The following is a 25,344-nucleotide window of genomic DNA, read 5'->3' as shown; positions in this document are numbered from 1 at the left end:
ATAGACTTTCCATAATCGGTAGGAGGATGAGAGAGATGAAAAAGGTGAAAAAAGCAATTATTCCGGCCGCAGGACTAGGAACGAGATTCCTGCCAGCTACGAAAGCAATGCCCAAAGAGATGCTCCCAATCATCAACAAGCCGACTATTCAATACATCGTGGAAGAAGCCATCGAATCCGGAATCGAAGATATTATTATTGTTACCGGCAAAGGGAAGAGGGCAATCGAAGATCACTTCGATAATGCTTTCGAGTTAGAAAACAAGCTGTTGGAAACAGGGAAACTGGAGCTTCTCAAGGAAGTTCAGCGCTCATCCAAGGTAGAGATTCATTACATTCGTCAAAAAGAACCCAAAGGTCTTGGACATGCAGTCTGGTGTGCAAGAAGGTTCATCGGGAATGAACCATTCGCTGTGCTGCTAGGCGATGATATTGTCACAGGGAAAGTGCCCTGCTTAAAACAGCTCATTCAGCAATATGAATTATCAGAAAATTCAGTCATTGGCGTACAAACCGTACCGCCAGAGCTTACCAATCGTTACGGCGTCATTGATCCAGGTGAGCAAAATAACCGCCTGTATCAAGTGAAAGACTTGGTTGAAAAACCAAAATTAGGCACAGCCCCTTCCAATCTTGCCATTATGGGTAGATATGTGTTCTCCCCTAAAATCTTTGAATTTTTGGAGCTTCAGGAGAAAGGCGCTGGCGGAGAAATTCAGCTGACAGACGCGATTCAGAAGCTTAATCAAATAGAACGAGTGCTAGCGTATCATTTTGACGGAATCCGTTATGATGTGGGTGAACGTCTTGGTTACATTCTAACGACAATGGCGTTCGCCTTGGAGAGTAAAGATCTTCGGCCCGATGTACTTGAAGCGATGGCTGCTATCCTTATCAAGGAGCAGTATGCACCAATTTTAGAGCATCTGGGAGGTGGAGACCATGAGCTTGCGCGAACTGCAGGAGGATTATGAGTATCTGGGACCTCAGAAAATTCCCCAGAAGAGCTACTACACGGCTACTACTCCTAGACCGCAAGAAGCGAAAAGCGCTGCTTCCTATTTGTTTGTAAAGCGGATGCTCGATATTATGCTGTCCATCATGGGCATTCTCTTCCTGACACCGTTATTTATCATCATTGCTATCTGGATTAAGGTGGAAGATCCTAAAGGCTCTGTTTTCTTCAAACAAAATCGAGTAGGTAAAGACGAAATACTGTTCCCGATGTATAAGTTTCGCTCGATGGTGTCCAATGCGGAAGAGCTGAAGCAGCAGTTGATGAGTCAGAATGAAGTTGAAGGCGCGATGTTTAAGATGAAGAATGATCCTCGCGTTACACGTGTAGGACGATTACTGCGCAAAACAAGTATAGATGAGTTACCACAATTGTGGAACGTACTCGTCGGTGACATGAGCTTGGTCGGACCAAGACCAGCTTTGCCGAATGAAGTTAGTGAGTATACACCATACGAGAAGAAGCGTTTGGCCGTTACACCTGGTTGCACGGGTTTATGGCAAGTCAGCGGACGAAGTAATTTAAGCTTCGAACAAATGGTTGAACTCGATTTGACTTACATCAGAGAACGAAGCATTTTCTATGATTTGAAAATCATCTTGAAAACAGTTTCGGTCCTTCTTGGCTCCAAAGATGCCTTTTAGAGATCAGAAGGGAAAGGAGTAACACCATCGTGCTAATTCATCCTAAACCAAGGGTATCCATTGTCATTTGTACCTATAATCGTGCGGATTTGCTTCAAATCACCTTGAACTCGTTACCTGCTTTAAAGGCTATAGACAAAGCTGAGATTCTCATTGTGGATAACAATTCCACAGATCATACGCGAGAGATCTCACAATCGTTTATTAAGCGTCAAGCAGGGGGTACGGATGTTCATTATCTATTTGAACAAACCCAAGGGCTTTCAGCTGCGCGAAATAGAGGTATTCAAGAAGCTAAGGGTGATATTGTCGCCTTTCTCGATGATGATGCAGTTCCTTGCATGGAATGGATTCGCACCATCATAGACACCTTGGATACTCGGCAAGATGTATATGCGATGGGAGGTGTGATTCGACCTCGTTTCGAAAGTGAACGGCCGAAATGGCTGATCGAAGAGCTGGAGCTGCCCTATACGATTGTTGACATGGGAGCAACTGTGCATGAATATCCGATGAACAGGCATCCCTTTGGCGCGAATATGGCGATTCGCAAATCCTTTCATGACAAGTACTTGTTCCCAACTGACTTAGGGAGGAAGGGGACACTGCTGCTGTCTGGAGAGGAATCCTGGATATTTGAGCAGATGAAGAAAGAAGGGAAGGCTATTCTTTATCAGCCTTCCATGGTGGTCGATCACTTCATCCCAGATAGCCGCTTGACGAAAGATTGGATCAAGAAGCGCTATTATTATCAAGGTGTTACGAATGGCTCGATGCATAAGAGTCAAATCAGCAAGATTGTTCTTCTCGGTAAAGTTGCCAGCAAGGTGCTCTATATTGCCGTAGATGCCTTGTTCGCGCGTACCGAAGGAAGAAAACTGCTGATTACATGCCGAATGCAAAGCATAAAAGGCACGTTAGACACGCTCAGTAGACGTGGAAAAATGCGCTTAATAGGGTGAGGATACTGATGACGCCAGATCTTTCAATTCAGAAAAAGCCAATGTATTACGGTGCGGTCTATGTACTTCTTGCAGTCATGGTGGGCGTAGCGGCTGCTTATCAGCCTCTGTTCAGTATCTTAGGGCTAGGCGTGCTTTTCTCATTCGTTTATGCCATTTACCAGCCGGAGAAAATGAGTTATCTAGTCCTGCTCTCAACCGCCATATCGATTAACTACATCGTCGAAGCGAATATGCCTGGGCTAGAGATTATTTCTCTTTATAAACTTGGGATTTTAATTCTGTTAGTTCCCAGCATGCTGCAAAACGGACTTCGATGGAAGTTCATCTATCCCATAGCAGCTATCGCCAGCATGTTATTCCTTACCATCTTCTTCTCAGATTGGCATCCAAGGCTGACGTTATCACTCACCTTGAAAGCATTTATCGGACTGGCGCTTCCCTTCTTTTTTCTCATGATTAAATGGAATAAAGGGACAGCGCAAAGGCATATCCGGATTATTTGTTTATTGCCATTGGTAAGTGTTGGAACTGGGGTGCTCCTTCAATTGGCTCATCTGTATTCGTTTCTCAATGTGGAGTTCACGGGAGCGATTCGGGTACAAGGGGCGAATATCGCACCCCATTTGGCGATGCTAGCTTTTCTAGGCATTACGGTTGCCTTAATAGAGACCAAACGCAATCCACTGCAAGCCAGGTTTTTTTATTGTACATTGGCTGCTAACTTTGCGATTCTGATCGCTACGGGAACTAGAGGACCTATCCTCGCCATGCTGGCCATGGCTGCTTACTATTTCTTCGATATGGTTAAGCAGTATATCAAAGGGAAGCTAATCTTAATAATCCCGCTACTATGTTCCTTGGCCTTGATCGGTGGAGCTGTCTATGTGCAGTGGGACAATATGACAAAGCGTTCGTTCGAACGCCAGACAGGTACAGGAATTGACTTGTCTGGAAGAACAGAAGCATGGAGCTACTTCTTAAAAGGGGTGAAAGATTCCCCCCTGACAGGTAGAGGGCTAGGTGCGGTTACCGTTGCGAATGACGGGAGTTTATATGAAGGTTTTGTGGTTCCCCATAACGAGTACATCCGCTTTTATTATGATGCTGGTTATATCGGATGCAGCCTGTTGTTTCTATCGTTACTAGTCTTATTTGGAATGATCTATCGAGTAATCCCGCAGAGAATTAAGATTTACTACGTGGCGTTCATCCTGGCGTTCTTTCTATATTCCTTGTCGGATAACACCTTATCTACTGTTCAATTCATCATTCCTTTTTGCTGGTATTTGAATAGCTTGTATATTCTGTCAACGACAAATTCGAAAAAAGAAGAAGTGATCTGATGAGTAGAGTGACTATGTTCGATGTTAATTTTGATAATTATGATTTTCTGGACTTGCTTGCCTATATGGATGAGGTCATACGCCAGAAAAGTCATTCTTACATTTTGACCTGTAATGTCGATCATTTAATCAAGCTCAGAAAGGATGCTGAGTTTCAGAAGGTGTATTCAGGTGCAGGTGCCATTGTTGCAGATGGTATGCCGATCATATGGGCATCGAAGATGCTCCGTAAACCGCTCAAGCAGAAGGTATCCGGATCCGACTTGTTCACAAAGTTAGGTGAAGCTTTTGCAAGCAGACAATACAAGCTTTTTTTCTTAGGATCAGCTGTCGGTATTCCGGAGCAAGCGGTAAAGAATCTGAAGCTCGTATTTCCAAATCTGAATATCGTTGGCTGTTATTCACCCTCCTATGGTTTCGAGAAGAAAAAAGAGGAGAATGAGCAAATTATTCAGATGCTAATTGATACGCAGCCTGACATTGTGTTTGTTGGCGTTGGCGCTCCGAAGCAGGAGAAGTGGATTTACCAGAACTATCTTCAGTACAAAGTCCCGATCTCTATTGGCGTAGGCGCAACATTCGATTTCATTTCGGGCACAGTGAAGAGAGCTCCGAACATTATGCAGAAAACAGGATTCGAATGGTTCTGGCGTCTTGCCCAAGAACCGCGAAGGTTATGGAAGCGTTACTTGGTTCACGATGCTATGTTTGCTGTCTTGCTATGGCGGGAAGTTGTTAAGCAATTCAAGATGAAACGGGAGGGGACGGGAATCAACAGTGGATGAAATAAGCAAAATGATTAAGCCCCCTTTTATCACGACGCAGGCTAGTCGGATGACAATCCTGTTGGTTGGAATGGCTTTGTTTGTCTCTTTACTCATCGGTTATTCTAGTGCAACCCTGGATCCTGAACTTAGTATACAGATCACAATCTTGTTGATGCTGCTGTTTCCTGCTTTTGTGATGGCTCTGATAGACTCGCGTCGATTGATTCCTTATATTCTGCTCGTTTGGGTCATATGCCCGGAGATCCGGAGAATCCAGGATTGGATGGAAGGTACGTACCATTCTGTCTCCTTGTTGAGTATTGCGCCACTGCTAACGAGTGCGGTAGTGATAATACCGGTCATCTCCAAGTTACATCAAATGGATTCTCGAATTAACAAAGCGCTGATTTATCTAGCGATTGTGCTGTTATACGGAAGTTTATATGGTATAGCGAAAAATGGCAGCGGAGCTTTATACGATTTAGCTAATTATTTTATTCCAATACTGTTAATCCCTTATGCAGCCTTGTCTAAATTTGATAGTAAAGCTCTAGATCGCTTACTTATAGCATTGTCTGATACCGCGATCTTGATTGCTGTTTATGGCATTATCCAATATGTGATGGTGCCGCCATGGGATGCTTTCTGGATGAATCATGTGGAGATGACTTCCATTGGAAAACCGCTTCCCTTGGAGATCCGAGTGTTCTCTACGCTGAATTCCCCAGGACCGGCAGGGACGTATCTGGCATCTGCACTTGCACCGATGATTCTGGATAAGAGGTGGCGGGGTTCGCTGGGTTGGCTTGGTGTTATTCTCGTAACGGTGGGACTGCTTATCACATTAGTGCGCTCTGCCTGGGTTATGTTGTTCATTGATATTGTCATTTACACAGCCGTTTCAGCTGGTAGACAAAAATGGAAATTAATTGCTCAATTAACAGCTGTAATTGGAGCCATGTATGTCATTATTCCAAAGCTTCCCGGTGCACAAGGGCTTGTGGATCGTTTGGGCACAATGACAGCTATACAAGACGATCATTCGTATAATGAAAGACTTGATTTCTTCCATACGGTTTTCCCCATGTTATTTGCTAAACCGCTAGGGTTAGGTCTAGGCAGTATCGGTGTCGGCACCAAGCTGAGTAACGGGGGAGCACTTGGCGAATATGGCATCTTCGATAATGGATTTGTTGCTGTGTTTCTAACCTTTGGTATCCTCGGAGGCTTGCTGTTCTTCTGGGCGCTATGGGTTGTCACTCGATTCCTCTTATCTCAAAAAAATGAAACGGACGGTTTGAATCTTTACAGTAAAATCGCGCTGTCCGCTTTGCTAGGAAGTATTATTTGTCTAGTTTTCGAAAATGGGTATACAGGTTTGAAAGGCTTTCTACTATGGATGGTCGTAGGAGTTGGAATTATGGCGCATCAAACGATCGTTCAAGAGAGGAGGCAAGTTTCGGATGCAGCAACCAGTCAACTTGAAAATAGTCCGCATAAAGCCTCTATTCGGCTTCATTAAAGCATTCTTTTCAAGCAAGAGTCATATCTCGGCTTCCATCAGAACGATGTTTTTCAGTGTACTAATCTTAGTGATTAATATGCTTACAGGTATTTTAACAGCACGATTTCTAGGACCATCCGGCCGTGGAGAGCAAGCGGCTATGGTCTTATGGTCTCAGTTTCTAGCCTTTAGTTTCACTTTCGGTCTGCCTTCCGCCATTATTTACAACGTGAAAAAGAACATGAAGGATTCCGCCAAGCTTTATTCGACCGCTGTTCTCATGGGTTTGACAGCAGGCATGCTTGCGATGAGCTTGGGGATACTGGTTTTACCCTATTGGCTCCGTACGTATTCAGACAGCGTGGTCCTTTTCTCCCAATGGTCCATGGTGCTCGTACCTCTCATCGTATTGTCTCAGATTAATAATGCGATGATGCAGGTGAGAGGCGAATATAAGCTGTTCAACCGTCTGCGCTTTCTTGTTCCGCTTAGTACGCTCATCGGCTTAGGGCTGCTAATCCTAACAAGAACAATGAATCCTTACACGTCAGCCGTGGCTTATCTCGCTCCGGCGGTTCCCTTTTACATATGGACGACAGTGCGCTTACTTAATCAATACAAATTCGTGATAAAGGATGCTTTTCAATCCTTTAAGACATTAATCCGGTACGGTATTGGATCTTACGGCAATGATTTAATGGGTAATGTCTCCTATTATATCGATCAAATTGTTATTATCGGTCTCCTTAATCCAACGGAGCTTGGACTGTATGCGGTGGCGGTAAGCCTTTCCCGTGTAGTCAACATTTTCTCTACATCCATTATCGTGGTGTTGTTCCCGAAAGCTTCGGGTTTACCTAAGGATAAAGTTGTTGAGATGACATTCCGTGTTTACAGGATCAGCACTTGTGTCGCTTTACTTTGCTCCATGATGATTATGCTGGTTGCACCTTTTGTAATGCCTTTACTGTATGGCCCTGATTTTAAGGAAGCGATCAGTGTTTTTCGAATGCTGCTCCTCGAAGTTTCCATCTCTGGTGGAACCATGGTTTTGGCTCAAGCGTTCATGGCATTAGGCAAGCCCAAGATTGTTACGATTCTGCAAGGGATTGGGCTGCTAATCGTCATCCCGTTACTAACGGTACTGATTCCGAAGTTCGGATTGTTCGGTGCGGGAATGGCCATATTATCATCGGGTTTACTGCGATTCGTCTTTATTCTACTTAATGTCAAATTCACCTTGAAGACGAAGCTTCCTAAATTATTGATTAATAAAGATGATGTGCGTTGGTTACTTTCAGCAATATCAGCATATAAAGCCAAATAATTTGTTTGAAACTGGGGGAGGGGCGAACGAAATGAGTCACTATAGTGACGCTGTGGGAGAGAATCGGATTTCTGTTGTCATCATTGCGCAAGACGATGAAACGAGAATAGCGAGTGCGATTGCCTCCTGCAAGCCTTTTGCAGACGAAATTGTTGTAATTGATGGCGGGAGCAAAGACGGAACAGTCCGTGTATCTGAGCAGTTGGGCTGCAAGGTATATGTGAACGCTTGGCCTGGTTATGCAAAGCAGCGTATTTATGGCAGTGATCAAGCTACCTATGATTGGATTTTCGTTATTGATACGGATGAGGTTGTTAGTGAACCTCTAGCAGCTTCGATCGTGAAGTTGAAAAGTGACTTGTCCGATCCGAGCAAAGCCTATGCTGTCTTGCGTATTGGTGACTTTCTAGGACGCTGGATGGGCAAGGGCGAGAAGCTTGTCCGTCTATATAACCGTACCGAAATTCAGTACCGGGAAAGTCTTGTTCATGAAACACCGGATGTCGCAAGTGAGAATATCGAGTATGTGCCAGGTGTTCTATGGCATTATGGTTTCCGCAGTATTCATGATCATATTCAGCGGTTTAATAAGTATACCGATCTGGAAGCCGAAGGCGCTGTTGCTGCGGGGAAACGATTTAGCTTGCTGCGAATGATCGTTCGCCCTCCCTTGCGATTTGTACAGAAATATATCGTTCATGGCCTGTATAGGAAGGGTATTCCGGGACTTGCGGTAGCCCTCTTCTGGGGAATATACGAATTCCTAGTATGTATGAAACAGTATGAGCTTGGGCTTGCTCGGAAAAGAGTGAAACAGTCCCAAGAGCCAATTAAGGAGGGGAAAGCTTATGCTACACTGCAATAGTTTGCGGATCCTGTGTACCGGAATGGGTTGGCCATCTGCACAGCCTGGAGGACTAAACACTTATTTCAAACATATTTGCGAAAGCTTAGCTACCCGTCATGAGCTGGAGGCGCTGGTATGCAGTGCGAATAAGCCGGTCGTTCAAGATGACCTCCGCGTCACGAACGTAGCCGTCACCGATTTGAAGTTAAGTAAAAGACGAGATGCGTTTCGGAAGCACGCAGCTGAACTGATGAATGGGCAGGACATCGATATCGTTTATTCCCACTTTGCTCCCTATAGTATAGGAGTTGCCATGGAAGCCAAAGCGCGAAATATACCGGTGGTGATGACGTTTCATGGTCCTTGGAGTGAGGAAATTAGGCTCGAAGGCAAGGGACTTAAGCATCGAATCAAAACAATGATCGCCAAGAGCTGGGAGATGAAAGCTTATCGGCTGGCAGATGCATTCATTGTATTAAGTGAAACCTTCCGAGATATTCTTCATCACCAATACGGTGTCCCGCTTTCAAAGATTCACATCATACCAGGCGGAGCTGATGTTGCCCGGTTCAAGCCGGCTGTGAATCGCACAGCGATAAGAAAGAAATTGCAGCTGGAGGAAGGGACGACAGCGGTGTTGACCTTAAGAAGATTAGTCAACCGAATGGGTCTTCTTCAATTACTGGAAGCTTGGAAAGAGGTTGCGAGAACGATTCCGGATGCCGTGCTGTTCATCGGTGGCAAAGGGCCGCTGCAAGGAGAACTGGAAAGCCGAATTGCTGAATATGGTCTCCAGTCTCGCGTTCGAATGCTGGGCTACATCCCCGATGGCGAGCTTGCTGATTATTATCAGGCTGCTGATCTGTTCGTTGTACCTTCTCAAGCGTTGGAAGGCTTCGGATTAATTACCGTAGAAGCAATGGCCGCCGGGGTACCAGTCATGGCAACACCGATTGGAGGCAATCGTGAAATTCTTCAGAAATACCGACCAGATATGCTGTTTGCAGGTAAAAGCAGCCAAGATATGGCTTCTGGATTAATTCGCTTATTGCGGCATCGTGAAATGTGGCCAACTGCAGAGCAATGCAGAAGCCATGTGTTGGAGAATTACACCTGGGATCGTGTATCCAAACAGGTAGATAGTGTATTTAATCACGTAATCGATCAGCATTTGATTGCTTACGGCGGCAATCGTCAGGTAAGCGCTGGGAAGAAAGGAGGACGTGAACAGGATGAGGGTAGCTTATTTGGATCATACCGCTAGATGGAGCGGGGGAGAAGTCGCACTTTATAACATTATTACCCATCTCGGAAACGAAGTAGACCCATTAGTTATCGTGGCTGAAGAGGGAGCGCTTGTAGATCGCTTAAGAGAAAAAGGTATCGACGTTCGCGTTCTGCCATTAAGTGATAAGGTACGCAATCGCAACCGGAATGCGTTGAATTTGCAAGCAGTATCGGCCGCTTTTGAGCTTCTCACCTATGGGAAGAGGCTTTCCAAATTATTGAAAGCAGAACAAGTCGTCTGTGTACATACCAATTCGTTAAAATCTGCTTTTTATGGAGCTGTAGCTGCTAAATTGGCAGGCATTCCTCTTATCTGGCATATCCGGGACCATATCGGAGTTCCGTACTTGAAACCGATCGTCGCTCAGGCGATACGATTGATGTCCCGCTTGCTGCCAAACGGCGTCATAGCGAATTCTAATTCAACCTTGAATGCTCTGCATTTGCCGAAATCGAAAAAAACGTTAGTTGTTTACTCAGCTTTCGCAAAAACGAAGAATTCAGGGATTGCTGTAGAGAAAAAATGGATGAAGCCCTACGTTGTTTTGCTAGTTGGCAGGCTGGCGGAGTGGAAAGGCCAACATATTTTACTCGAAGCTGCCAAATCGTTTCTACCCGATCAGCAGGTTCAGTTCTGGTTAGCCGGGGATGCCTTGTTCGGGGAAGACGCGTATAAGCAGCAGCTGCTTCAGCAAATGGCCGATGACAAGCTGTACAATGTCACCTTATTGGGACATGTGGATGACATTCAAACATTAATGCAGCAAGCGGACCTTCTGGTGCATACTTCTATAACTCCTGAGCCATTTGGTCAGGTCATTGTAGAAGGTATGGCGGCTGGATTACCCGTAATTGCTTCTAATGAAGGCGGTCCGACTGAAACGGTTGTAAATGGCGAAACGGGACTTCTCATTACGCCCGGTGATCCCGCTTTGCTTGCCAATTCCATACGCTACCTGCTGGAGAATCCAGAGATGCGGCGCAGAATGAGTGAGAATGGTATAAAACGCGTGGAACAACATTTTGTCATCGAACGAACTGTTACCCAAATCACTCATTACTATGCAGGTTTAATTGCTAACTCGTAATTATCCGCTAGTAAATAAAGGATGGATCAAATGAAAATAGCAATCGCGCATGATTATTTGGTTCAAATGGGCGGGGCCGAAAGAGTGGTTGAGGTCTTTCACCAAATGTACCCGAGTGCTCCCATCTATACGACCATGTTTAGCAATAATCGCCTGCTCGACGAGCTAAGAGATGCGGATATACGGGCTTCCTGGTTGCAAAAAATGCCAGGTGGTAAAAGCCATTTTAAAGAAATGCTCCCCCTATACCCGTTTGCGATTAAGGATTTTGATTTCCGAGAATTCGATATCGTGCTTAGCTCAAGCAGCGCTTTCATGAAAAGTATTCAGGTTCCAAAGGATACGTTTCACCTCTGTTACTGCCATACACCGATGCGATTCGCTTGGGATTATGACACGTATATGGAGCGACAAAGCAATTCAAGTGTGATGAAGCGGCTTTTGAAGATTTATATCGATAGGCTTAAGCAATGGGATCAAAAAACGTCGGCTAATGTGAATCAATTTATCGCTAATTCCTCCGTCGTAAAAAATCGCATTCGAAATTATTACCAACGCGATTCCGATGTTATTTTTCCTCCGATTAATACGTCGCGATTTCACAGCTCATCTTCCATTGATGATTATTATTTAATTGTATCGAGACTTGTTTCGTACAAGCGAATTGATCTGGCGGTAGAAGCATTTAATCGAAATGGACTGCCTTTATACATCGTTGGAGAAGGACCCGACATGGTGAGGCTTAAGGCAATGGCCAAAGGGAATATCCGTTTCCTGGGAAGGCTGGATGACGGTTCGGTCACACAAATGATGGCGCAGTGCCGAGCATTAATCTTTCCTGGTGAGGAGGACTTCGGCATTACTCCGCTGGAAGCGAATGCTGCCGGAAGACCCGTTGTTGCCTATCAGGCAGGAGGTGCGCTAGATACGATTGTGCCTCATGTGAATGGTGTGTTCTTCAAACGGCAAGAGGTAGAAGATCTGCTGCTTGCGATTCAGGAAGTGGAAAACCATGCATGGGATGTAAGGCAAATCGTGCAGCACGCGCAGAAATTTGATGAGAAAACATTCATGGATAAACTAAAAGACTACATGGGTAAGGCTTACCAACAATTCAGAGAGGGGCATTAATCGTATGGATATTGCAGTAATCGGGACGGGGTATGTGGGGTTAGTTTCCGGGGTATGCTTCGCTGAAGTGGGCAATAACGTAATCTGTGTGGATTACGATGAACAGAAAATTGAAAAGCTGCAAAACCTGATATCTCCGATCTATGAACCTGGTATTGAACAACTGATGGAGAAGAATCTCAATGCCGGTCGGTTGGCCTTTACCTCTGATTTGGCACAAGCCATCAGCCAATCCGAACTCATTATCATTGCGGTAGGCACACCTTCTTTACCAAATGGAGAGGCTAATCTGGCGTATATCGAGCAAGCGGCCATGGAAATCGGGAAGGCGATGAACAGCTATAAAATCATTGCAACGAAAAGCACTGTTCCTGTTGGTACGAACGAGCATATTCAAATGATTATTGCCATGAATACGTTGCAGTCTTTCGACGTCGTATCGATTCCAGAGTTTCTTCGGGAAGGCTCGGCGATCGACGATACCCTTCATCCGGATCGGATTGTCCTCGGGATTGAGAATCCAAGCTTAGCCGCACCTCTCACTGAGCTGCACCGTTCATTTACTGATCAAATTTTCGTTACAAGTATTCGCAGCGCAGAGATGATCAAGTATGCTTCTAATGCTTTTCTGGCGACCAAAATTTCTTTTATTAATGAAATATCCAACATTTGCGAGAAAGTTGGCGCAGATGTCACCGAGGTTGCCAAAGGAATGGGGCAAGATAAGCGAATTGGCTCTTCCTTCCTGAGTGCGGGTATCGGCTACGGGGGTTCTTGTTTTCCCAAGGATACAGACGCGTTGATTCAAATTGCTGGCAATGTCGACTATGAGTTTCAATTGTTAAAGTCGGTTGTCGAGGTGAATAAATCGCAGCGTTATAAAGTGATTTCCAAGCTGGAGGCGTCCCTCGGTCCACTAAGCGGCAAATCCATTGGCATCTGGGGATTGTCTTTTAAACCGAATACGGATGACATTCGTTATGCGCCATCCATCGAAATCGTTGAAACCCTGATTCGTGCGGGAGCACGGCTGAAGCTGTATGATCCCATTGCAATGGAGAAATTTAGGGAACGTATCGACCATCCGGCGATTCAGTGGTGTGAGAATGCCCTGGAGGCAGCCACGGGGTCCGACGCCATTTGTTTACTTACGGATTGGGAAGAATTCAAAGTGGTTCCATTGTCACAGCTCATTTTTGTCATGGAGCAGCCAATTCTTATTGATGGTCGCAATGTGTTTAGCAAAGAGCAGGTTCAGGGAACTGGGCTCAAATATTATTCCGTCGGGAGACCTGACTTGATCGGAGCATCCCGTCCAAAAGCGCTGGCTAGATAATTGTCAAATAAACCGAGTGGAGCGTGGTATTCATGAAATTGGTTCTTCTTTCCGGCGGGTCGGGTAAACGACTGTGGCCATTGTCCAATGATTCCAGATCTAAGCAATTCTTAAGGGTACTTGAAGATGCTGAAGGCAGAAGCGAATCCATGGTTCAACGTGTATGGAGACAACTGCAGAATACGGGCCTCGGCGATGATGCTTACTTAGCAACGAACCGCTCCCAGGTAGAAATGATCATAAGTCAATTGGGTGGCGATGCCCCGCTTATAGTCGAGCCTGAGAGAAGAGATACCTTCCCTGCAATCGCGCTTGCTGCTGCTTATATGTATGATGTCGAAAGTTTGCCCCTGAACACAGTGATTACGGTGTTACCGGTAGATCCGTATGTCGATGAGGCTTTCTTTCAGAAAATTAAGCAGCTTGAGTATGTTCTGCACGAAACGGATGCGAATTTGGCACTAATGGGCGTTGTTCCAACGGTTCCGTCTGAGAAATACGGGTATATCGTTCCCTCTGACAAACGCAGAGAAGGGTCAGAAGCTCTTCATGTCAACCATTTTGCTGAAAAGCCGAATCGTGAACAAGCGGCGGCCTTGATTGAGCAGAAGGCGCTTTGGAACTGCGGTGTCTTCGCTTTCCGACTAGGCTATCTCATTGAAGTCATGGTGGAGAAGGGCATCCCGATTCAGTATGAAGAAATGCTTAAAAACTATCATAGATTAACGAAAATTAGCTTTGACTACGAAGTCGTAGAGAAGGAAGCTAGCTGTGTTGTCGTACCTTACGACGGCTATTGGAAAGACCTTGGCACCTGGAATACACTGACAGAGGAAATGAGTCGATCCCAAATCGGAACGGGCATCGTGACTGAGGATTCCGAGAATACCCATTTGATTAATGAGCTAGATATTCCAGTTACGGTGATTGGGATTAAGGACGCCGTCATTGCTGTCAGTCCTGACGGTATTCTAGTAACGAGCAAGTCGGAAAGTCCTCGCATTAAGGAAGTTATGAATAAAATTGAACATCGTCCGATGTATGAGGAGCGCAGGTGGGGACGTTATCGCGTGATTGACTATGTCAAATATGCGGAAGATAATGAGGTGCTGACCAAACGGATTCTCGTTCATGCAGGTAAAAATATAAGCTATCAGCTGCATTATAAACGCAGTGAAGTGTGGACGATCGTAAGCGGCGTTGCGGATATTGTCATTAATGACAAGCTCTATCAAGTGAAGCCTGGTGATGTCGTTCGAATTCCAGATGGAACTAGGCACAGCATTCGAGCCATAACGGATGTTGAATTTATCGAGGTCCAAAGCGGATCCGAATTAGTTGAAGAAGACACGGTTCGTATTTGTATGGCATGGAAGGATATCCCCCTTCACCAATTTATTTAAGATTTGTTTTGAAACAACGAACCGCCTTCTATTCGACTTTGGCGAATGGAAGGCGATTCCTTGTTTGAAAGCATAACTGAAATTGGAAAAACTTTCAAAACATTTATATAATGCTTATACAAATCTAATATATGACCTGTATGGTAGATTAAGCAGGATGAACACGTGTGTTAGAAGCGTAAATCGGGGTTCATTGTGTCAATCTACGATACTGGAGGAAAGATGATGATCGATTTTTTTGGAAAGGTGGGTGTGCGTAAGAAGGTGGTTTCCTTATTGTTTCTACTCTCTTTGCTAGCACCGAATTTCTTGCTTCACCCGAACGTAACGAATGCGTCAGTTGTTCCTATCAACTCACAAGCTACGTACGAGGCTAAGGCAGTACTGCAGCATTTGTACGCCATTTCGGGTGTAAGTATTATTAGCGGACAGCATGATTACCTAGAAAGCCCGGATGAATGGACGAATCAAGTCAAAGGCTTGACTGGTAAATATCCGGGTCTTCATGGTTATGAATTCGGTGCTATTGCGGATCAATCAGAAAGTCAATTGGCAGATCAAAGACAAAAGGTGGTTAATAGTGCGATTGCGTGGAATCAGGCTGGCGGTCTGGTAACGATATCATTTCATGAAAGTATTCCGGGAACGTGCCTCTGCTGGTCAAATGTAAAGAAGGAAATGAACCAAGCCGATTTTGATAAGTACGTTACGCCAGGTACTCCCCAGTACGCGCAATTGCTTGCAGATCTCGATAAAGCTGCCCTGTACTTAGGGAAACTTAGAGATGCAGGTGTTCCTGTCTTATGGCGCCCCTATCATGAAATGAATGGTAATTGGTTCTGGTGGGGCAAGAAGAGCAACTTTCCTGCCTTATGGAATATCATGTACGACCGCTTCGTTAATGTGCATAAGTTGAACAATTTGCTTTGGGTGTGGAGTCCGAATGCACCGAATGCATGGTCTGACTCGTATACAGCCACTTATCCTGGAGAAAATAAGGTGGATGTACTCGCCGTTGATATCTATGACAATGATTACCATTCGGATTATTACACCAAAATTGTGGAATTGGCTAATGGTAAGCCTGTAGCCGTGGGAGAAAATGGTGAGCTGCCTAGCGGCACTATTTTGAATGAACAGCCCAAATGGGCCTATTTGATGACATGGGGCAAAATGCTGGCTGAAAATAATAACCTACAAGAAATTGAATCCTTCTATACGAATACCAAATTACTGACAAGAGAGTCTCTTCAAGCTATTAAAGCACCTATCTCACAACAACCTGTCTTACAGGATGAGAGATACGGGTTGCGAGCGGAATATTACGATAATAAGGATTTGACCGCGCTGAAGGAAACGAAGGAAGATGCCAAGATTGATTTCAATTGGTCCACAGCGGCGCCCTTCCCTTCTATGCAAGCAGATACGTTTTCCGTGAGATGGACGGGTAAACTTAAGCCCAAATATACGGAAACCTATAAGATTTCTACCTTAAGTGACGATGGCATCCGAGTTTGGGTGAATGGCGTGTTGGTTATTGATAGTTGGTTTAATCAAAGCTGGGTGGAACGATCCGGAAGCATTGCACTAACCGCTGGCGTGCCTGTTGATTTGAAAGTCGAATATTATGATAATACGAATGGTGCTGTTGCTAAAGTCATGTGGACGAGCCCGTCCCAAGTGAAAGAAATTATTCCCGCGAGTGTCCTATTACTTCCTTGATGGTTGAGAGGTATCTAACATGATGAGATATGTGATTGTACCAACTGCCTTATTGATCTTACTGATCCTGACCTCGGCTTCGAATAACTACAATGCATCGGCAAAAACAGATTTTGTAAACGTGATGGCAGTTTCCAATCAGATTGGCAATCAAATATGGATGTTGGGCAATCAGAACGATTCCTATTTGGAGTTTGGAAACGAAAGCGCGGGACAGAGCAGCTACACCGTAACGCCCGACTTGAAGCAGACGGATGCTTGGGACACGGTGCCTCAAGGTCTTAATAAATCCTTGAATCCTACCTTTGCGATCAACTTCCCGCTCACTGAAATACCTGAATATGGTGTTCATTTCCGAGTTCGAATTCTGGATGCTCACAAAGCCATTCCTCAGATGGCGGTTTTCTCTAACAAGATGCTTTCTGGCATCATCCAGATTGCTGGAGTTGGGGGGACAACAAGTACTTACCCGTACAAGAAATTATATGAGCTATATATCCCTAAGGAGCAGCTGCAGCTGGGAAATAACGAATTGAAGCTGTCAGCCTTAGGCTGTTTGTATTGTACGGCAGAGGAGAATAAATTTCTCTGGTGGAAATGGGATTACCTAGCACTTGATGCGCTGTCCTCACCTGCAGCAGAACCGATTCATGGGAGATATGTGGAATCTGGTACGAAGGTAAGCAATCTGTCATTCTACTATGATCAGGGAGCAGTAAGGCACCTTCCTTATGTTTTGAAATGGTTAGGAATCGCCTACAGCGGCAATGTGATGAGGGTAGATTGTGCGACAGATGTGAAGATGGGGTGTTCGTCGATCAAATCTTATTACGAAACCCTGCGTGATTACAATACTGGAGCGGTAGCTCTTCATCTGCATACAGGAAATATTAAGCTGAAAGAAGATGGCACACTGCCTGCAGATGCAGAGAATAAATTATTGGATTATGTGAAGCAGTATGGGTCCATGTTTCAATACTATGAGATTGATAATGAACCAGGCCTGTTCAATCGCTCCAAAGGGGTGAATCTAGCCATTGCGAAGTGGTTAAAAACCCATCTACCTGAGCTTGCTCCTCATGTGAAAACAGTGGCTCCCGGTTGGGCATATGCACCTAAGTACAACATTAGATCATGTAGAAATCAAACCTCGTCTGGCATGTTTAAATGTGGAGAACCCGACGGGTGGGAAGACGATTCGGAGCAGCGAATGGAGCTAGAAGAGTTGACAGATTTAACGAATGGGCATGCTTACGGAAATTCGTATTCCGATAATAAGGATGGAAGCTTCTTAGAAAATCTGCAAACATTCGGAGGGGCAGAGGATGGCCTTAAGAAACTAATGTTGAATACGGAGTATGGAACTTCAGATAGCCATATGGATCCCAAAGAATTCGGTGCTACGCAGCCCCAATCGGCGGTCTTCGATCGCATTATGAGGGCTCATATCGGATATGCCGATATATTTATGCAGCATGCAGCCTTTTATCCGCAATATGCCTTGTTTGAGTCGGGGATTGATTTGAATAATCAAAACCCAGCGCAAATGAAGATTCATAAGAACTTAACGGACAAAGATACGCGGGTTGGGGTTATGCGCAGGTTGAATCTAGCCTATGCCACGCATGGGAAACCGCTAGTTTACGAACTTACCAACAAGTCTGAGTTAGCTGATAAGCTTGTTTATTTTCGCGGCGTGGATACATCGACATTGCCTGCACTCCCAGGATCAGGAGCAAAGTCGGACAAAATTCTGCTTAACTTTGTAAATTTTGGGACGAGTACGCAAACAATACACGCCAAAGTAACTATGCCCGAAGCTGCTTTGTATGAAGGAGAAAGATTCGGAGCGGGTGATACCTATGAAACAGCTCGTACGTATTTGACAGGACTGCAAGCAGCCCCTGAGCTTGAATTCAAGGAAACGCTGCTTCCGGGTGAAGCTGTGCAGTATATCTTGACACGGACTGATGGGGTAAAACCTATTGCACCTGCGTGGATTCAGGCAAAGCCTATAGAGAATCATGCGATTGAGCTTAGCTGGAAAGAATCAGAAGGAGCACATAGTTATGATGTTTTACGAAAAATAGGTACGGGTGAGGGCAGTTACGAAGTGATCGCTGAACAAGTGCCAGAAACTAGTTTTGCCGATACGGATACGTTGGTTGGAAACAAATACACGTATCAGATCAGAGTTTCAGGCTCAGAAGAGGTTTCGCAAGCGGCAACGGCGACGACTACCGATGTAGTTGCCCTGAACCGGGCAGAATGGGGAGTAACCAGCAGTTCTGGCAAACCTCAAGGTGCGATTGATGGCAGTCCCTATACGCGCTGGGATACAGGGATAGCTCAAGTACCCGGGCAATTTTATCAAATTGATATGAAGAACTCGTTCACAATCAACAAAATTGTGCTGAGAAGTGAGAACTCGCCGAATGATTTTCCAAGGAAGTATGAAGTATATGTATCTACTGACGGCTTCAATTGGGGAACTTCAGTCGCATCGGGTGTTGGCACAAGCGTACTAGAAATCAACTTCAATCCACAAAATGCGCGATACGTCAAGATTGTCCAGACAGTGAAAGCAGGGAATTATTGGTCCATTCATGATCTGCAAATTTACGGTCACAAAACGGATTGACAGAAGCTTATCACGATCAGCAGTGAAGGAAGGGCAGCTACTCCGAAGGAGAGCTGTTTTTTTGTAGCCACTTTAGAAAGTATAAGTTTTGGTTCCCGAAAACCAACCGCTTTCTTACTAGGTCACTCATTTTTGAATGGCCTCGATAGAGGTTTAAGTAAGAGAGCTGAAATTCTCGATCAAGGACGTAAGGTCCTAGATAAAGTGAGCGACATTTATGAGCGGGAGTTCACACTCCAGCACTAACGGAATACACTTAGATTAGATTAAATTTAACAACGGTGTGACGAGGAGGGGTACAGTTGAGATATACAGTGCAATATCTACCTCTAAGTAAGATTAAGCCGGAAAGTATCGCTGCTAAGACCTCACTAAGAAATAAGGAGTTTAAAAAAGTTGCACAAGATCTAATGCATCTGTTGATTGTGCGAAAAAGCAGAAAAGAAGGTGGTTACGTCATCCTGGGCGGACATCATCATTTCGATTTCCTCAAAAAGCATACAAAAAAAAGTTCTGCTGTATGTCTTGTAGATGAAGGAAAGATTTCTGCAAGTGTAGGTACACTTATTAATCGTTTCAGGAAACGACAACTACCTTATGAGGTTCCTTACATTACACCAGATAAGATTGCAGTTAACAGCTGGTCTATCATTCGTACTTTTCTGAAAAGGGAGCCCCGCTTTCGAAGGCTTTCTCGAAGACAGCAATTGAAGGTACTCCGGCTTGGTATTCAATATAGGAAAACAACCATACAATCCATGCAAGCAAAAGTAGAAGATCTTTTAAAAAAGATAGTGCACTGATGAGATAAGTCAAACAGGGAATTTAGTTGAATAAAGTACGATATAAACGAGTAAGGAGCTGCCGCGGGCAGCTCCTTACTTTTTCACGAACATGTGGCAGTATTGCTTATTGATTTATCCAATTGGATAATTCCCGTTATTCCTTCACATACGTACGGATAAATTGAGCTACTTCGCGGTCATACCTTACCTGATCAGAATGTCGAGCCAGGCCATGTCCGGCACCGGGTACGATCAATAATTGTTTCGCCGAGGGTCCGTTCTTGAACAATTCGTATACCATCTCGGTCGGCACCCTTTCATTTTACATGTTACCGAGTTAAATCAACTTTGATTAAGTGGATTATGAAAGCAACTTCATCTCTTTTAATTTGTCGAAAATGATTTGGCAAACAGGAGATACGCGATCCCGGTCAGTATAGTTTAACCAAACTAATTCATCTATCTCAGAAGCTGGACTCAGATCTCCATCAAAATCCGCCGTATAACATGTCATTTTTACTTGCGTACCTTCCGATTTACCATGGGCTTGAGCTTCGAATGTTCCAAAATGCAAGACGGTTTCTGGATTTATATGAACGGATAATTCCTCTTCTATTTCTCGTAAAAGAGTTTCGATATCGGTTTCATCGGGCTCCCTTTTTCCTCCCGGTAAATAATAGGTGTCTTTTCCTTTGGAACGAGCGCTTAATATTTGACCATTAACAACATATATCCATGCAATCTTATCAATTATTGTAGTCATCCAGATCTCCCTTATCTTATTTTTCTGAAATTATAGCATAACGGAATACAAGAGTGTACTTATTGATCAGGCTGCTGCGGCGGGCTGTTGACTATAATTGAAGTAGCGGGAGATTAGTTATGAAAAAGGTATTTCAACTGGTTATACCGAAATAGAACATATTGTAAGATGGGCAAGGAAATGGGCTAACGATTGCCATACTTTATGGCTAAATAAAAAGGTCAACCAGTAAAAATTGGCTGACCTCTTAATACGATGCTCTATGCTTTGATTTTGGACCAGTGAGTAGGTCGAGTGAGCGATGGTGGCAACTTGGTGTCGCCATCGCCTTTCGCCGCGTTGAGTTGGGCTTGGGTGAGAAAGATACTGTCAGTGAGGTTGGCACCACTAAGATCAGCATCCCGGAAATCAGCCCCGATAAGGTCAGCCACTCTCAGGTCGGCACCTCTGAGGTTAGCTGCAATAAGGTAGGCCCCTCTCAAATTAGCTCCTCTGAGATCGGCACCTTTGAGATTAGCTCCGATAAGGTCGGCTCCACGACCGTAGGTCTTCTGGCGCCCAGCGGGTTTCTTCTGCTTGCGCAGGGCTTCGGCTCGCACGAGTTCGCTCGTCCGCAGAAGCAGAACATTGACATCGGCTCGGTGTACTGCCACGTCTAGTTCCATGAGAGAGTCGGCACTAAGGTGAGTGAGGCGTTCCGTTTCGTCGAGCGCTAAGCTCAGTTCACCGTGGATAGGACTGGCCGGCTGCAATGTTAGTGCTTCGGTCAGATACCAGAGCAGCTCATGGAGTTGACGCATGATCGGGAACACCTCGAACATTTGCTTAGCGGAACTTGGGACTTGACGCCAGTCGTTTCCGCCGAAGGTGACATGGGAAACCTTTTGCCCCGCGCCGAAGCAGTCATAAACCGTACAACCTCGAAAGCCCAGCTGCCTGAGGTTAGTGTGAACGCCGCAGCGGAAGTCCGATTGCAGGTTAGGGCAGGGCTGGCCGGCGTCTTTGTCGATCGCGAAGTCAGATGAAGCTGCGTAAGGCAGTGCGACACAGCACAAGCCGAAGCAATTCTCGCAGTCAGATTGTAAACTGAGAGGATTCCTGCCGTTTAAAGTTTCTGCATATTCGTGATTCTCAGACAATGTTGTCCTCCTTCCGCTACACCATATTCTCATACTTGTCTATTTTAATCAGCAAGGCTATGGGATGGTCATAGAATGTTTTTTATGTATGAAAAATGAGTAATTTCTTCAATCCTATTATAGTATTACTGAATTTTTTTTCTGTCAATCTATGCCTATGACTAGGAGCTAGTTGGAGATAGTGGAATTCTCCCAGGATATTGGCTCCAACAAGAATATCAAAATGAGAGTGGGTTCTCAAAAAAAGGAGTAGATACCTATCCGCAGTAATTGGTTCGTTAATAATTATGATAGATTAATGAAACCCTTGGAGACTAAAAGATTTATAGATATTCGCTCCAACTTAATTAATAAAGCAAAGGGAGAAGTTTTGGAAATCGGATGCGGAACAGGGATTAATTTCAGCTTCTATAAGGACGTAACTGTAACAGCAATTGAACCGAATCCAGTTCTAAGGAAGACCTCGTATGAGCGAGCTTCCGAAGCTAAAACCCCTATCCATGTAATTGAAGGTAATGCTGAGCAATTGTCATTTTCAGATCATTCATTTGATACTGTGGTTGGGACGCTAGTTTTATGTACAATACCAAACCCAGTAAAAGCGATTAGAGAAATTAGTAGAGTGTGTAAGCCTACGGGAACAATTCTATTATTTGAGCATGTTCGACATGAAAATGCCATATTGGGGAAGTTACAAGATCTCCTGTCACCGGTATGGAAGAGAGCTTGTGATGGTTGTCATTTGAATAGAGATACGATTCATTTACTGAAAGAAGAAGAGATAGAGATAATTGAAATAAATAAACATTTAGGAGACATTTTTGTAACAATTGAAGCTAGAAAAAAACAGAAGTGAGTATAAGTGACTCCGTGTAACCATGTTAAGGCGGCAGTGAATCATATTATTAATAATTTTTTGAAAATCCTAACTGTAATAAAGGTTTTTTTCCATTAGAGACGAATTAGCCTACAATCACTTGTTTGAAGTAAGGGGATGTTTACTCTTGAAATTGAAAGAACATCTAATCGATTCCTTTATGAATTTAACCTCAGACGGCATTGTCGTCGTTGATGTTAATGGAAAAGTGTTAGAGGTGAATAAGAAGTTTGAAGAATTACATGGCTGGACAAGAGAAGAAGTGATCGGGAAAGTATTGCCGATGACTCCAGATAAATATAAGGGAGATGCTCTTCGGCTATACCAGTCTTTAATAAATGGGGGGCAAAGTTCGGATTTCGAAGCGTTAAAACTAAGAAAAGATGGATCTACCTTTTATGCGAATGTTACGGTCTCACCAATGAAAGATAACGAAGGAGTTGTTATTGGGTTTATTGGTGTGGAAAGGGATATTAGTGAAAAGAAAAGAGCCGATGAGGAGCTTTTAGAAAGAGAAAAACAATTTAGAAGGTTGATTAAACTTAATCCAGAACCCATTGCTCTGCATAACGATGGTATCATCCAGTTTGTGAATGATGCCTGTTGTATGCTGTTTGGTGGTGTTGCTTCAGATGACTTCAAGGGGAAATCAATCTATGATTTTTTCTGTATAAGTGACAAGGAGTTCATTTTGGAGCGGCTTCAGTATGTGATGCAGTCGGATTCTTATACGGAGTTTATGGAGATAAAGCTGCAAAAATTAGATGGAACTTTTTTTGATGCCGAAATATCCTCCATTTATGTCCACAAAAACATGGGGTTTCCTGTCGTACAGACCGTGATACGTGATCTCACTGAGCGCAAAAAGTCTGAAGAAGCCATTATTAGATCAGAAAAACTGTCGCTCATTGGTCAATTGGCAGCTGGGATCGCACATGATATACGTAATCCTTTAACGTCTTTGAAAGGTTTTGTGAAATTACTAAAGGCGAAAAATGCAGACTACGTTGATGTCATGTTGGAAGAATTAGAGCATATTAATTATGTTGTTAATGAATTTATGACTCTGGCAAAACCACATCTGAATTGTTACATGGAGAGTACGTCCCTAGGACTTGTCAAAAGTGTGGTTGGTTTTCTGCAGCCTCATGCCCATCTCTACAACGTTCAAATACATATAGATATGGATCCAGATATACCCGCCATTTATTGTAACCCAGATCAAATCAAACAGGTGTTAATTAATATTTTAAAGAATGCCATCGAGTCTATGCCTAATGGGGGAATTATTCAAATCGCTATCCGAAATCCAATCCATCAAGGTGTGGTGATCCGCATCGAAGATCAAGGTGTAGGCATTTCTGGCGAGAGGTTATCCCAGTTAGGGGAGCCGTTTTATACGACAAAAGTGAATGGCACCGGTTTAGGGCTTATGGTTTGTAAACGGATAATCGAAGGGCACGGAGGCAAATTGTTAATTCAAAGCAAAATTAATGAGGGTACTACGGTGGAAATCGAATTACCTTTTAATAAATAGGGCTAAAAGAGCTAATTCCATTTAATTAATAAACTAAAAACCGACTCTTCCGCATAAGCTGCGTAAAGAGCCGGTTTTCTTATTCCTGTGTCATTGTGGCAAACACTTTAAGCTTTAGACTCGACAGCTTCCTCTGCCTGTTCTGCAACTGGTTCAACCGCCTCGTCAAGTTTCTGCATGCCAAGTATAGTGACCAGAATGGTTTCTGGATCACTTAACACTTCAACATGCTTGGGAACCTTAAGATCAGCGATGGTTATATGTTCGCCGATACTTAGCTTACTAATATCAACGGCGAGATGTTCCGGGAGCTTGTTCGGCATACAGCGGATCATGACCTCATGAGTTTCTATTTGGAGAATACCGCCTTCCTTGGTGCCCTTAGCTTCTCCCGTGAAATGGACGGCAATCGATGTATCAAGCTGTTCTTTCATATTAATTTGAAGAAAATCAATATGCAGCAATTGACCCGTCAAGCAATCCTTCTGGACTTGATGGACGATTACAGGGTGTTTGGTTTTGGACGGCAGGGTAACATTCAGGATGGCATGAGGATTGCGTTTCAGTGATGCGCGGATTTCTTTTTCAGGGACAGTAACATGTTCGGAATCCATACGAGAGCTATAGACCACAGCAGGAATATGCCCCCCAGCTCGCAGCTTCTTTACAGGACCTGATCTTTCGGATAGTAAAATCGTTGTAGACATGTGTTGCACCTCCGTAGCATTTGTAGAGCGGCTTTCAGCCCTAGTACTCATTTACCCGATAAATTGTGCATTGAAACAGGGTGGAGTTAGGAAAATTTTTCGTTTTGGGCTTCTTTATCTTCTCATTTGATAGTAAAATAGAGGACAAGAGGAGGATTGATAAATGATGAGTACACTGAAGAGTTTCACTGATTCAGATCAACAAATTTCGTTAGAGTTAAGAGATGATCATTTAACTGTGCTTCGTTTCTACGGTGAAACATCCATTTACCCTTTCAAAAATATTTCTCTTGCCTCAGAGCCTATTCCAGAATATCCACTCAATCGTGTAGCTTTAACGGTTATTGATTTCAACACTGGTGTAACCGATTTCAAATTTTCTTCTAGTAAAAATGATTTTGAGATATTCGTCCAAAAGCTGATCGAAATTCATAGTGAATTTATTCCGAACCACTAGTTTCTTCGGTAATAGTTGAATCTACCAAGGACAGACGATCCCAATCGTTCTGTCCTTTT

Annotated in this window: 23 protein-coding genes; 19 read left to right on the top strand and 4 right to left on the bottom strand. The window is 44.1% G+C overall.

Features of this window, described 5'->3' with window-relative positions; all coding sequences use genetic code 11:
* Positions 1-35: 35 nt before the first annotated feature.
* The 16 genes from galU to GC102_RS12690 all read left to right on the top strand — a co-directional run bounded on the left by galU (position 36) and on the right by GC102_RS12690 (position 19,823).
* Positions 36-974 (top strand): UTP--glucose-1-phosphate uridylyltransferase GalU, encoded by a 939-nt coding sequence (galU, locus tag GC102_RS12765; RefSeq protein WP_171689882.1) that lies wholly within the window; start codon positions 36-38, stop codon positions 972-974.
* Positions 943-1,659, top strand: coding sequence for a sugar transferase (locus tag GC102_RS12760; RefSeq protein ID WP_171689881.1), 717 nt, complete (start codon positions 943-945; stop codon positions 1,657-1,659). Before galU ends, GC102_RS12760 begins: the two co-directional genes overlap by 32 nt.
* A gap of 29 nt (positions 1,660-1,688) precedes the next feature.
* Positions 1,689-2,621: a glycosyltransferase gene (locus GC102_RS12755; protein WP_312883246.1), complete on the top strand. Its 933-nt coding sequence runs from the start codon at positions 1,689-1,691 to the stop codon at positions 2,619-2,621.
* 8 nt (positions 2,622-2,629) lie between these two features.
* Entirely contained in the window at positions 2,630-3,967 is a 1,338-nt protein-coding gene (locus GC102_RS12750) for an O-antigen ligase family protein (protein ID WP_171689880.1), read from the top strand.
* A complete protein-coding gene (locus tag GC102_RS12745; RefSeq protein WP_171645225.1) occupies positions 3,967-4,752 on the top strand; it encodes a WecB/TagA/CpsF family glycosyltransferase in 786 nt (261 codons plus the stop codon). The genes GC102_RS12750 and GC102_RS12745 overlap by 1 nt, the downstream gene beginning before the upstream one ends.
* Positions 4,745-6,256 (top strand): O-antigen ligase family protein, encoded by a 1,512-nt coding sequence (locus tag GC102_RS12740; RefSeq protein ID WP_312883245.1) that lies wholly within the window; start codon positions 4,745-4,747, stop codon positions 6,254-6,256. Before GC102_RS12745 ends, GC102_RS12740 begins: the two co-directional genes overlap by 8 nt.
* On the top strand, positions 6,198-7,565 hold the full coding sequence (locus GC102_RS12735) for a lipopolysaccharide biosynthesis protein (protein ID WP_171689879.1): 1,368 nt from the start codon (positions 6,198-6,200) through the stop codon (positions 7,563-7,565). Before GC102_RS12740 ends, GC102_RS12735 begins: the two co-directional genes overlap by 59 nt.
* Before the next feature lie 31 nt (positions 7,566-7,596).
* Positions 7,597-8,430, top strand: a complete 834-nt coding sequence (locus GC102_RS12730) for a glycosyltransferase family 2 protein (protein WP_171689878.1) — start codon at positions 7,597-7,599, stop codon at positions 8,428-8,430.
* Positions 8,414-9,676 carry a glycosyltransferase family 4 protein gene (locus GC102_RS12725; RefSeq protein WP_171689877.1) on the top strand — a complete coding sequence of 421 codons (1,263 nt, stop codon included), beginning with the start codon at positions 8,414-8,416 and terminating at the stop codon, positions 9,674-9,676. Before GC102_RS12730 ends, GC102_RS12725 begins: the two co-directional genes overlap by 17 nt.
* Positions 9,645-10,787 carry a glycosyltransferase family 4 protein gene (locus GC102_RS12720; protein WP_171689876.1) on the top strand — a complete coding sequence of 381 codons (1,143 nt, stop codon included), beginning with the start codon at positions 9,645-9,647 and terminating at the stop codon, positions 10,785-10,787. Before GC102_RS12725 ends, GC102_RS12720 begins: the two co-directional genes overlap by 32 nt.
* A gap of 30 nt (positions 10,788-10,817) precedes the next feature.
* Positions 10,818-11,918, top strand: a complete 1,101-nt coding sequence (locus GC102_RS12715; RefSeq protein ID WP_171689875.1) for a glycosyltransferase — start codon at positions 10,818-10,820, stop codon at positions 11,916-11,918.
* 4 nt (positions 11,919-11,922) lie between these two features.
* Positions 11,923-13,254, top strand: a complete 1,332-nt coding sequence (locus GC102_RS12710) for a UDP-glucose dehydrogenase family protein (RefSeq protein ID WP_171645219.1) — start codon at positions 11,923-11,925, stop codon at positions 13,252-13,254.
* A gap of 32 nt (positions 13,255-13,286) precedes the next feature.
* Positions 13,287-14,657, top strand: coding sequence for a sugar phosphate nucleotidyltransferase (locus tag GC102_RS12705; RefSeq protein ID WP_057306545.1), 1,371 nt, complete (start codon positions 13,287-13,289; stop codon positions 14,655-14,657).
* Positions 14,658-14,879: 222 nt separating this feature from the next.
* Positions 14,880-16,379 (top strand): glycosyl hydrolase, encoded by a 1,500-nt coding sequence (locus GC102_RS12700; protein ID WP_246320892.1) that lies wholly within the window; start codon positions 14,880-14,882, stop codon positions 16,377-16,379.
* Between the two features lie 19 nt (positions 16,380-16,398).
* Positions 16,399-19,020 (top strand): discoidin domain-containing protein, encoded by a 2,622-nt coding sequence (locus GC102_RS12695; protein ID WP_171689874.1) that lies wholly within the window; start codon positions 16,399-16,401, stop codon positions 19,018-19,020.
* A 302-nt stretch (positions 19,021-19,322) separates the two neighbouring features.
* On the top strand, positions 19,323-19,823 hold the full coding sequence (locus tag GC102_RS12690) for a hypothetical protein (protein ID WP_171645214.1): 501 nt from the start codon (positions 19,323-19,325) through the stop codon (positions 19,821-19,823).
* 136 nt (positions 19,824-19,959) lie between these two features.
* Here GC102_RS12690 and GC102_RS12685 read toward each other — a convergent pair whose 3' ends face one another.
* The 3 genes from GC102_RS12685 to GC102_RS12675 form a co-directional block, all read right to left on the bottom strand.
* The gene (locus GC102_RS12685; RefSeq protein ID WP_216628037.1) at positions 19,960-20,106 is read right to left on the bottom strand and encodes a hypothetical protein; all 147 of its coding nucleotides are present in this window, start codon (positions 20,104-20,106) and stop codon (positions 19,960-19,962) included.
* A gap of 60 nt (positions 20,107-20,166) precedes the next feature.
* A complete protein-coding gene (locus GC102_RS12680; RefSeq protein ID WP_171689873.1) occupies positions 20,167-20,568 on the bottom strand; it encodes an NUDIX hydrolase in 402 nt (133 codons plus the stop codon).
* 260 nt (positions 20,569-20,828) lie between these two features.
* Positions 20,829-21,707 (bottom strand): pentapeptide repeat-containing protein, encoded by an 879-nt coding sequence (locus GC102_RS12675; RefSeq protein ID WP_246320891.1) that lies wholly within the window; start codon positions 21,705-21,707, stop codon positions 20,829-20,831.
* Between the two features lie 298 nt (positions 21,708-22,005).
* Here GC102_RS12675 and GC102_RS12670 point away from each other — a divergent pair, with 298 nt between their 5' ends.
* Both GC102_RS12670 and GC102_RS12665 read left to right on the top strand, forming a co-directional pair.
* Positions 22,006-22,563 carry a class I SAM-dependent methyltransferase gene (locus GC102_RS12670; RefSeq protein ID WP_171689871.1) on the top strand — a complete coding sequence of 186 codons (558 nt, stop codon included), beginning with the start codon at positions 22,006-22,008 and terminating at the stop codon, positions 22,561-22,563.
* 148 nt (positions 22,564-22,711) lie between these two features.
* Positions 22,712-24,121 carry a PAS domain-containing sensor histidine kinase gene (locus GC102_RS12665; protein WP_171689870.1) on the top strand — a complete coding sequence of 470 codons (1,410 nt, stop codon included), beginning with the start codon at positions 22,712-22,714 and terminating at the stop codon, positions 24,119-24,121.
* 107 nt (positions 24,122-24,228) lie between these two features.
* Here the strand turns inward: GC102_RS12665 and GC102_RS12660 are convergent, their stop codons facing one another.
* The gene (locus GC102_RS12660) at positions 24,229-24,828 is read right to left on the bottom strand and encodes a 50S ribosomal protein L25 (RefSeq protein ID WP_171689869.1); all 600 of its coding nucleotides are present in this window, start codon (positions 24,826-24,828) and stop codon (positions 24,229-24,231) included.
* Positions 24,829-24,991: 163 nt separating this feature from the next.
* Between GC102_RS12660 and GC102_RS12655 the strand changes: the two genes are divergently transcribed.
* Positions 24,992-25,285 carry a hypothetical protein gene (locus GC102_RS12655; protein WP_047673785.1) on the top strand — a complete coding sequence of 98 codons (294 nt, stop codon included), beginning with the start codon at positions 24,992-24,994 and terminating at the stop codon, positions 25,283-25,285.
* Positions 25,286-25,344 lie beyond the last annotated feature (59 nt).

The sequence above is a fragment of the Paenibacillus germinis genome, assembly GCF_013141785.1.
Classification (GTDB): Bacteria; Bacillota; Bacilli; order Paenibacillales; family NBRC-103111; genus Paenibacillus_E; species Paenibacillus_E phytorum.
Note: the sequence above shows the minus strand (reverse complement) of the source record. Positions and strands in the feature narration are given on the sequence as shown.

What these genes read in the sequence shown, in the direction of transcription:
- galU (WP_171689882.1), top strand. Translation starts at nt 36, where the DNA reads ATGAAAAAGGTGAAAAAAGCAATTATTCCGGCCGCAGGACTAGGAACG.
- GC102_RS12760 (WP_171689881.1), top strand. Translation starts at nt 943, where the DNA reads ATGAGCTTGCGCGAACTGCAGGAGGATTATGAGTATCTGGGACCTCAG.
- GC102_RS12750 (WP_171689880.1), top strand. Translation starts at nt 2,630, where the DNA reads ATGACGCCAGATCTTTCAATTCAGAAAAAGCCAATGTATTACGGTGCG.
- GC102_RS12745 (WP_171645225.1), top strand. Translation starts at nt 3,967, where the DNA reads ATGAGTAGAGTGACTATGTTCGATGTTAATTTTGATAATTATGATTTT.
- GC102_RS12735 (WP_171689879.1), top strand. Translation starts at nt 6,198, where the DNA reads ATGCAGCAACCAGTCAACTTGAAAATAGTCCGCATAAAGCCTCTATTC.
- GC102_RS12730 (WP_171689878.1), top strand. Translation starts at nt 7,597, where the DNA reads ATGAGTCACTATAGTGACGCTGTGGGAGAGAATCGGATTTCTGTTGTC.
- GC102_RS12725 (WP_171689877.1), top strand. Translation starts at nt 8,414, where the DNA reads ATGCTACACTGCAATAGTTTGCGGATCCTGTGTACCGGAATGGGTTGG.
- GC102_RS12720 (WP_171689876.1), top strand. Translation starts at nt 9,645, where the DNA reads ATGAGGGTAGCTTATTTGGATCATACCGCTAGATGGAGCGGGGGAGAA.
- GC102_RS12715 (WP_171689875.1), top strand. Translation starts at nt 10,818, where the DNA reads ATGAAAATAGCAATCGCGCATGATTATTTGGTTCAAATGGGCGGGGCC.
- GC102_RS12710 (WP_171645219.1), top strand. Translation starts at nt 11,923, where the DNA reads ATGGATATTGCAGTAATCGGGACGGGGTATGTGGGGTTAGTTTCCGGG.
- GC102_RS12705 (WP_057306545.1), top strand. Translation starts at nt 13,287, where the DNA reads ATGAAATTGGTTCTTCTTTCCGGCGGGTCGGGTAAACGACTGTGGCCA.
- GC102_RS12700 (WP_246320892.1), top strand. Translation starts at nt 14,880, where the DNA reads ATGATGATCGATTTTTTTGGAAAGGTGGGTGTGCGTAAGAAGGTGGTT.
- GC102_RS12695 (WP_171689874.1), top strand. Translation starts at nt 16,399, where the DNA reads ATGATGAGATATGTGATTGTACCAACTGCCTTATTGATCTTACTGATC.
- GC102_RS12685 (WP_216628037.1), bottom strand. Translation starts at nt 20,106, where the DNA reads ATGGTATACGAATTGTTCAAGAACGGACCCTCGGCGAAACAATTATTG.
- GC102_RS12680 (WP_171689873.1), bottom strand. Translation starts at nt 20,568, where the DNA reads ATGACTACAATAATTGATAAGATTGCATGGATATATGTTGTTAATGGT.
- GC102_RS12670 (WP_171689871.1), top strand. Translation starts at nt 22,006, where the DNA reads ATGAAACCCTTGGAGACTAAAAGATTTATAGATATTCGCTCCAACTTA.
- GC102_RS12660 (WP_171689869.1), bottom strand. Translation starts at nt 24,828, where the DNA reads ATGTCTACAACGATTTTACTATCCGAAAGATCAGGTCCTGTAAAGAAG.
- GC102_RS12655 (WP_047673785.1), top strand. Translation starts at nt 24,992, where the DNA reads ATGATGAGTACACTGAAGAGTTTCACTGATTCAGATCAACAAATTTCG.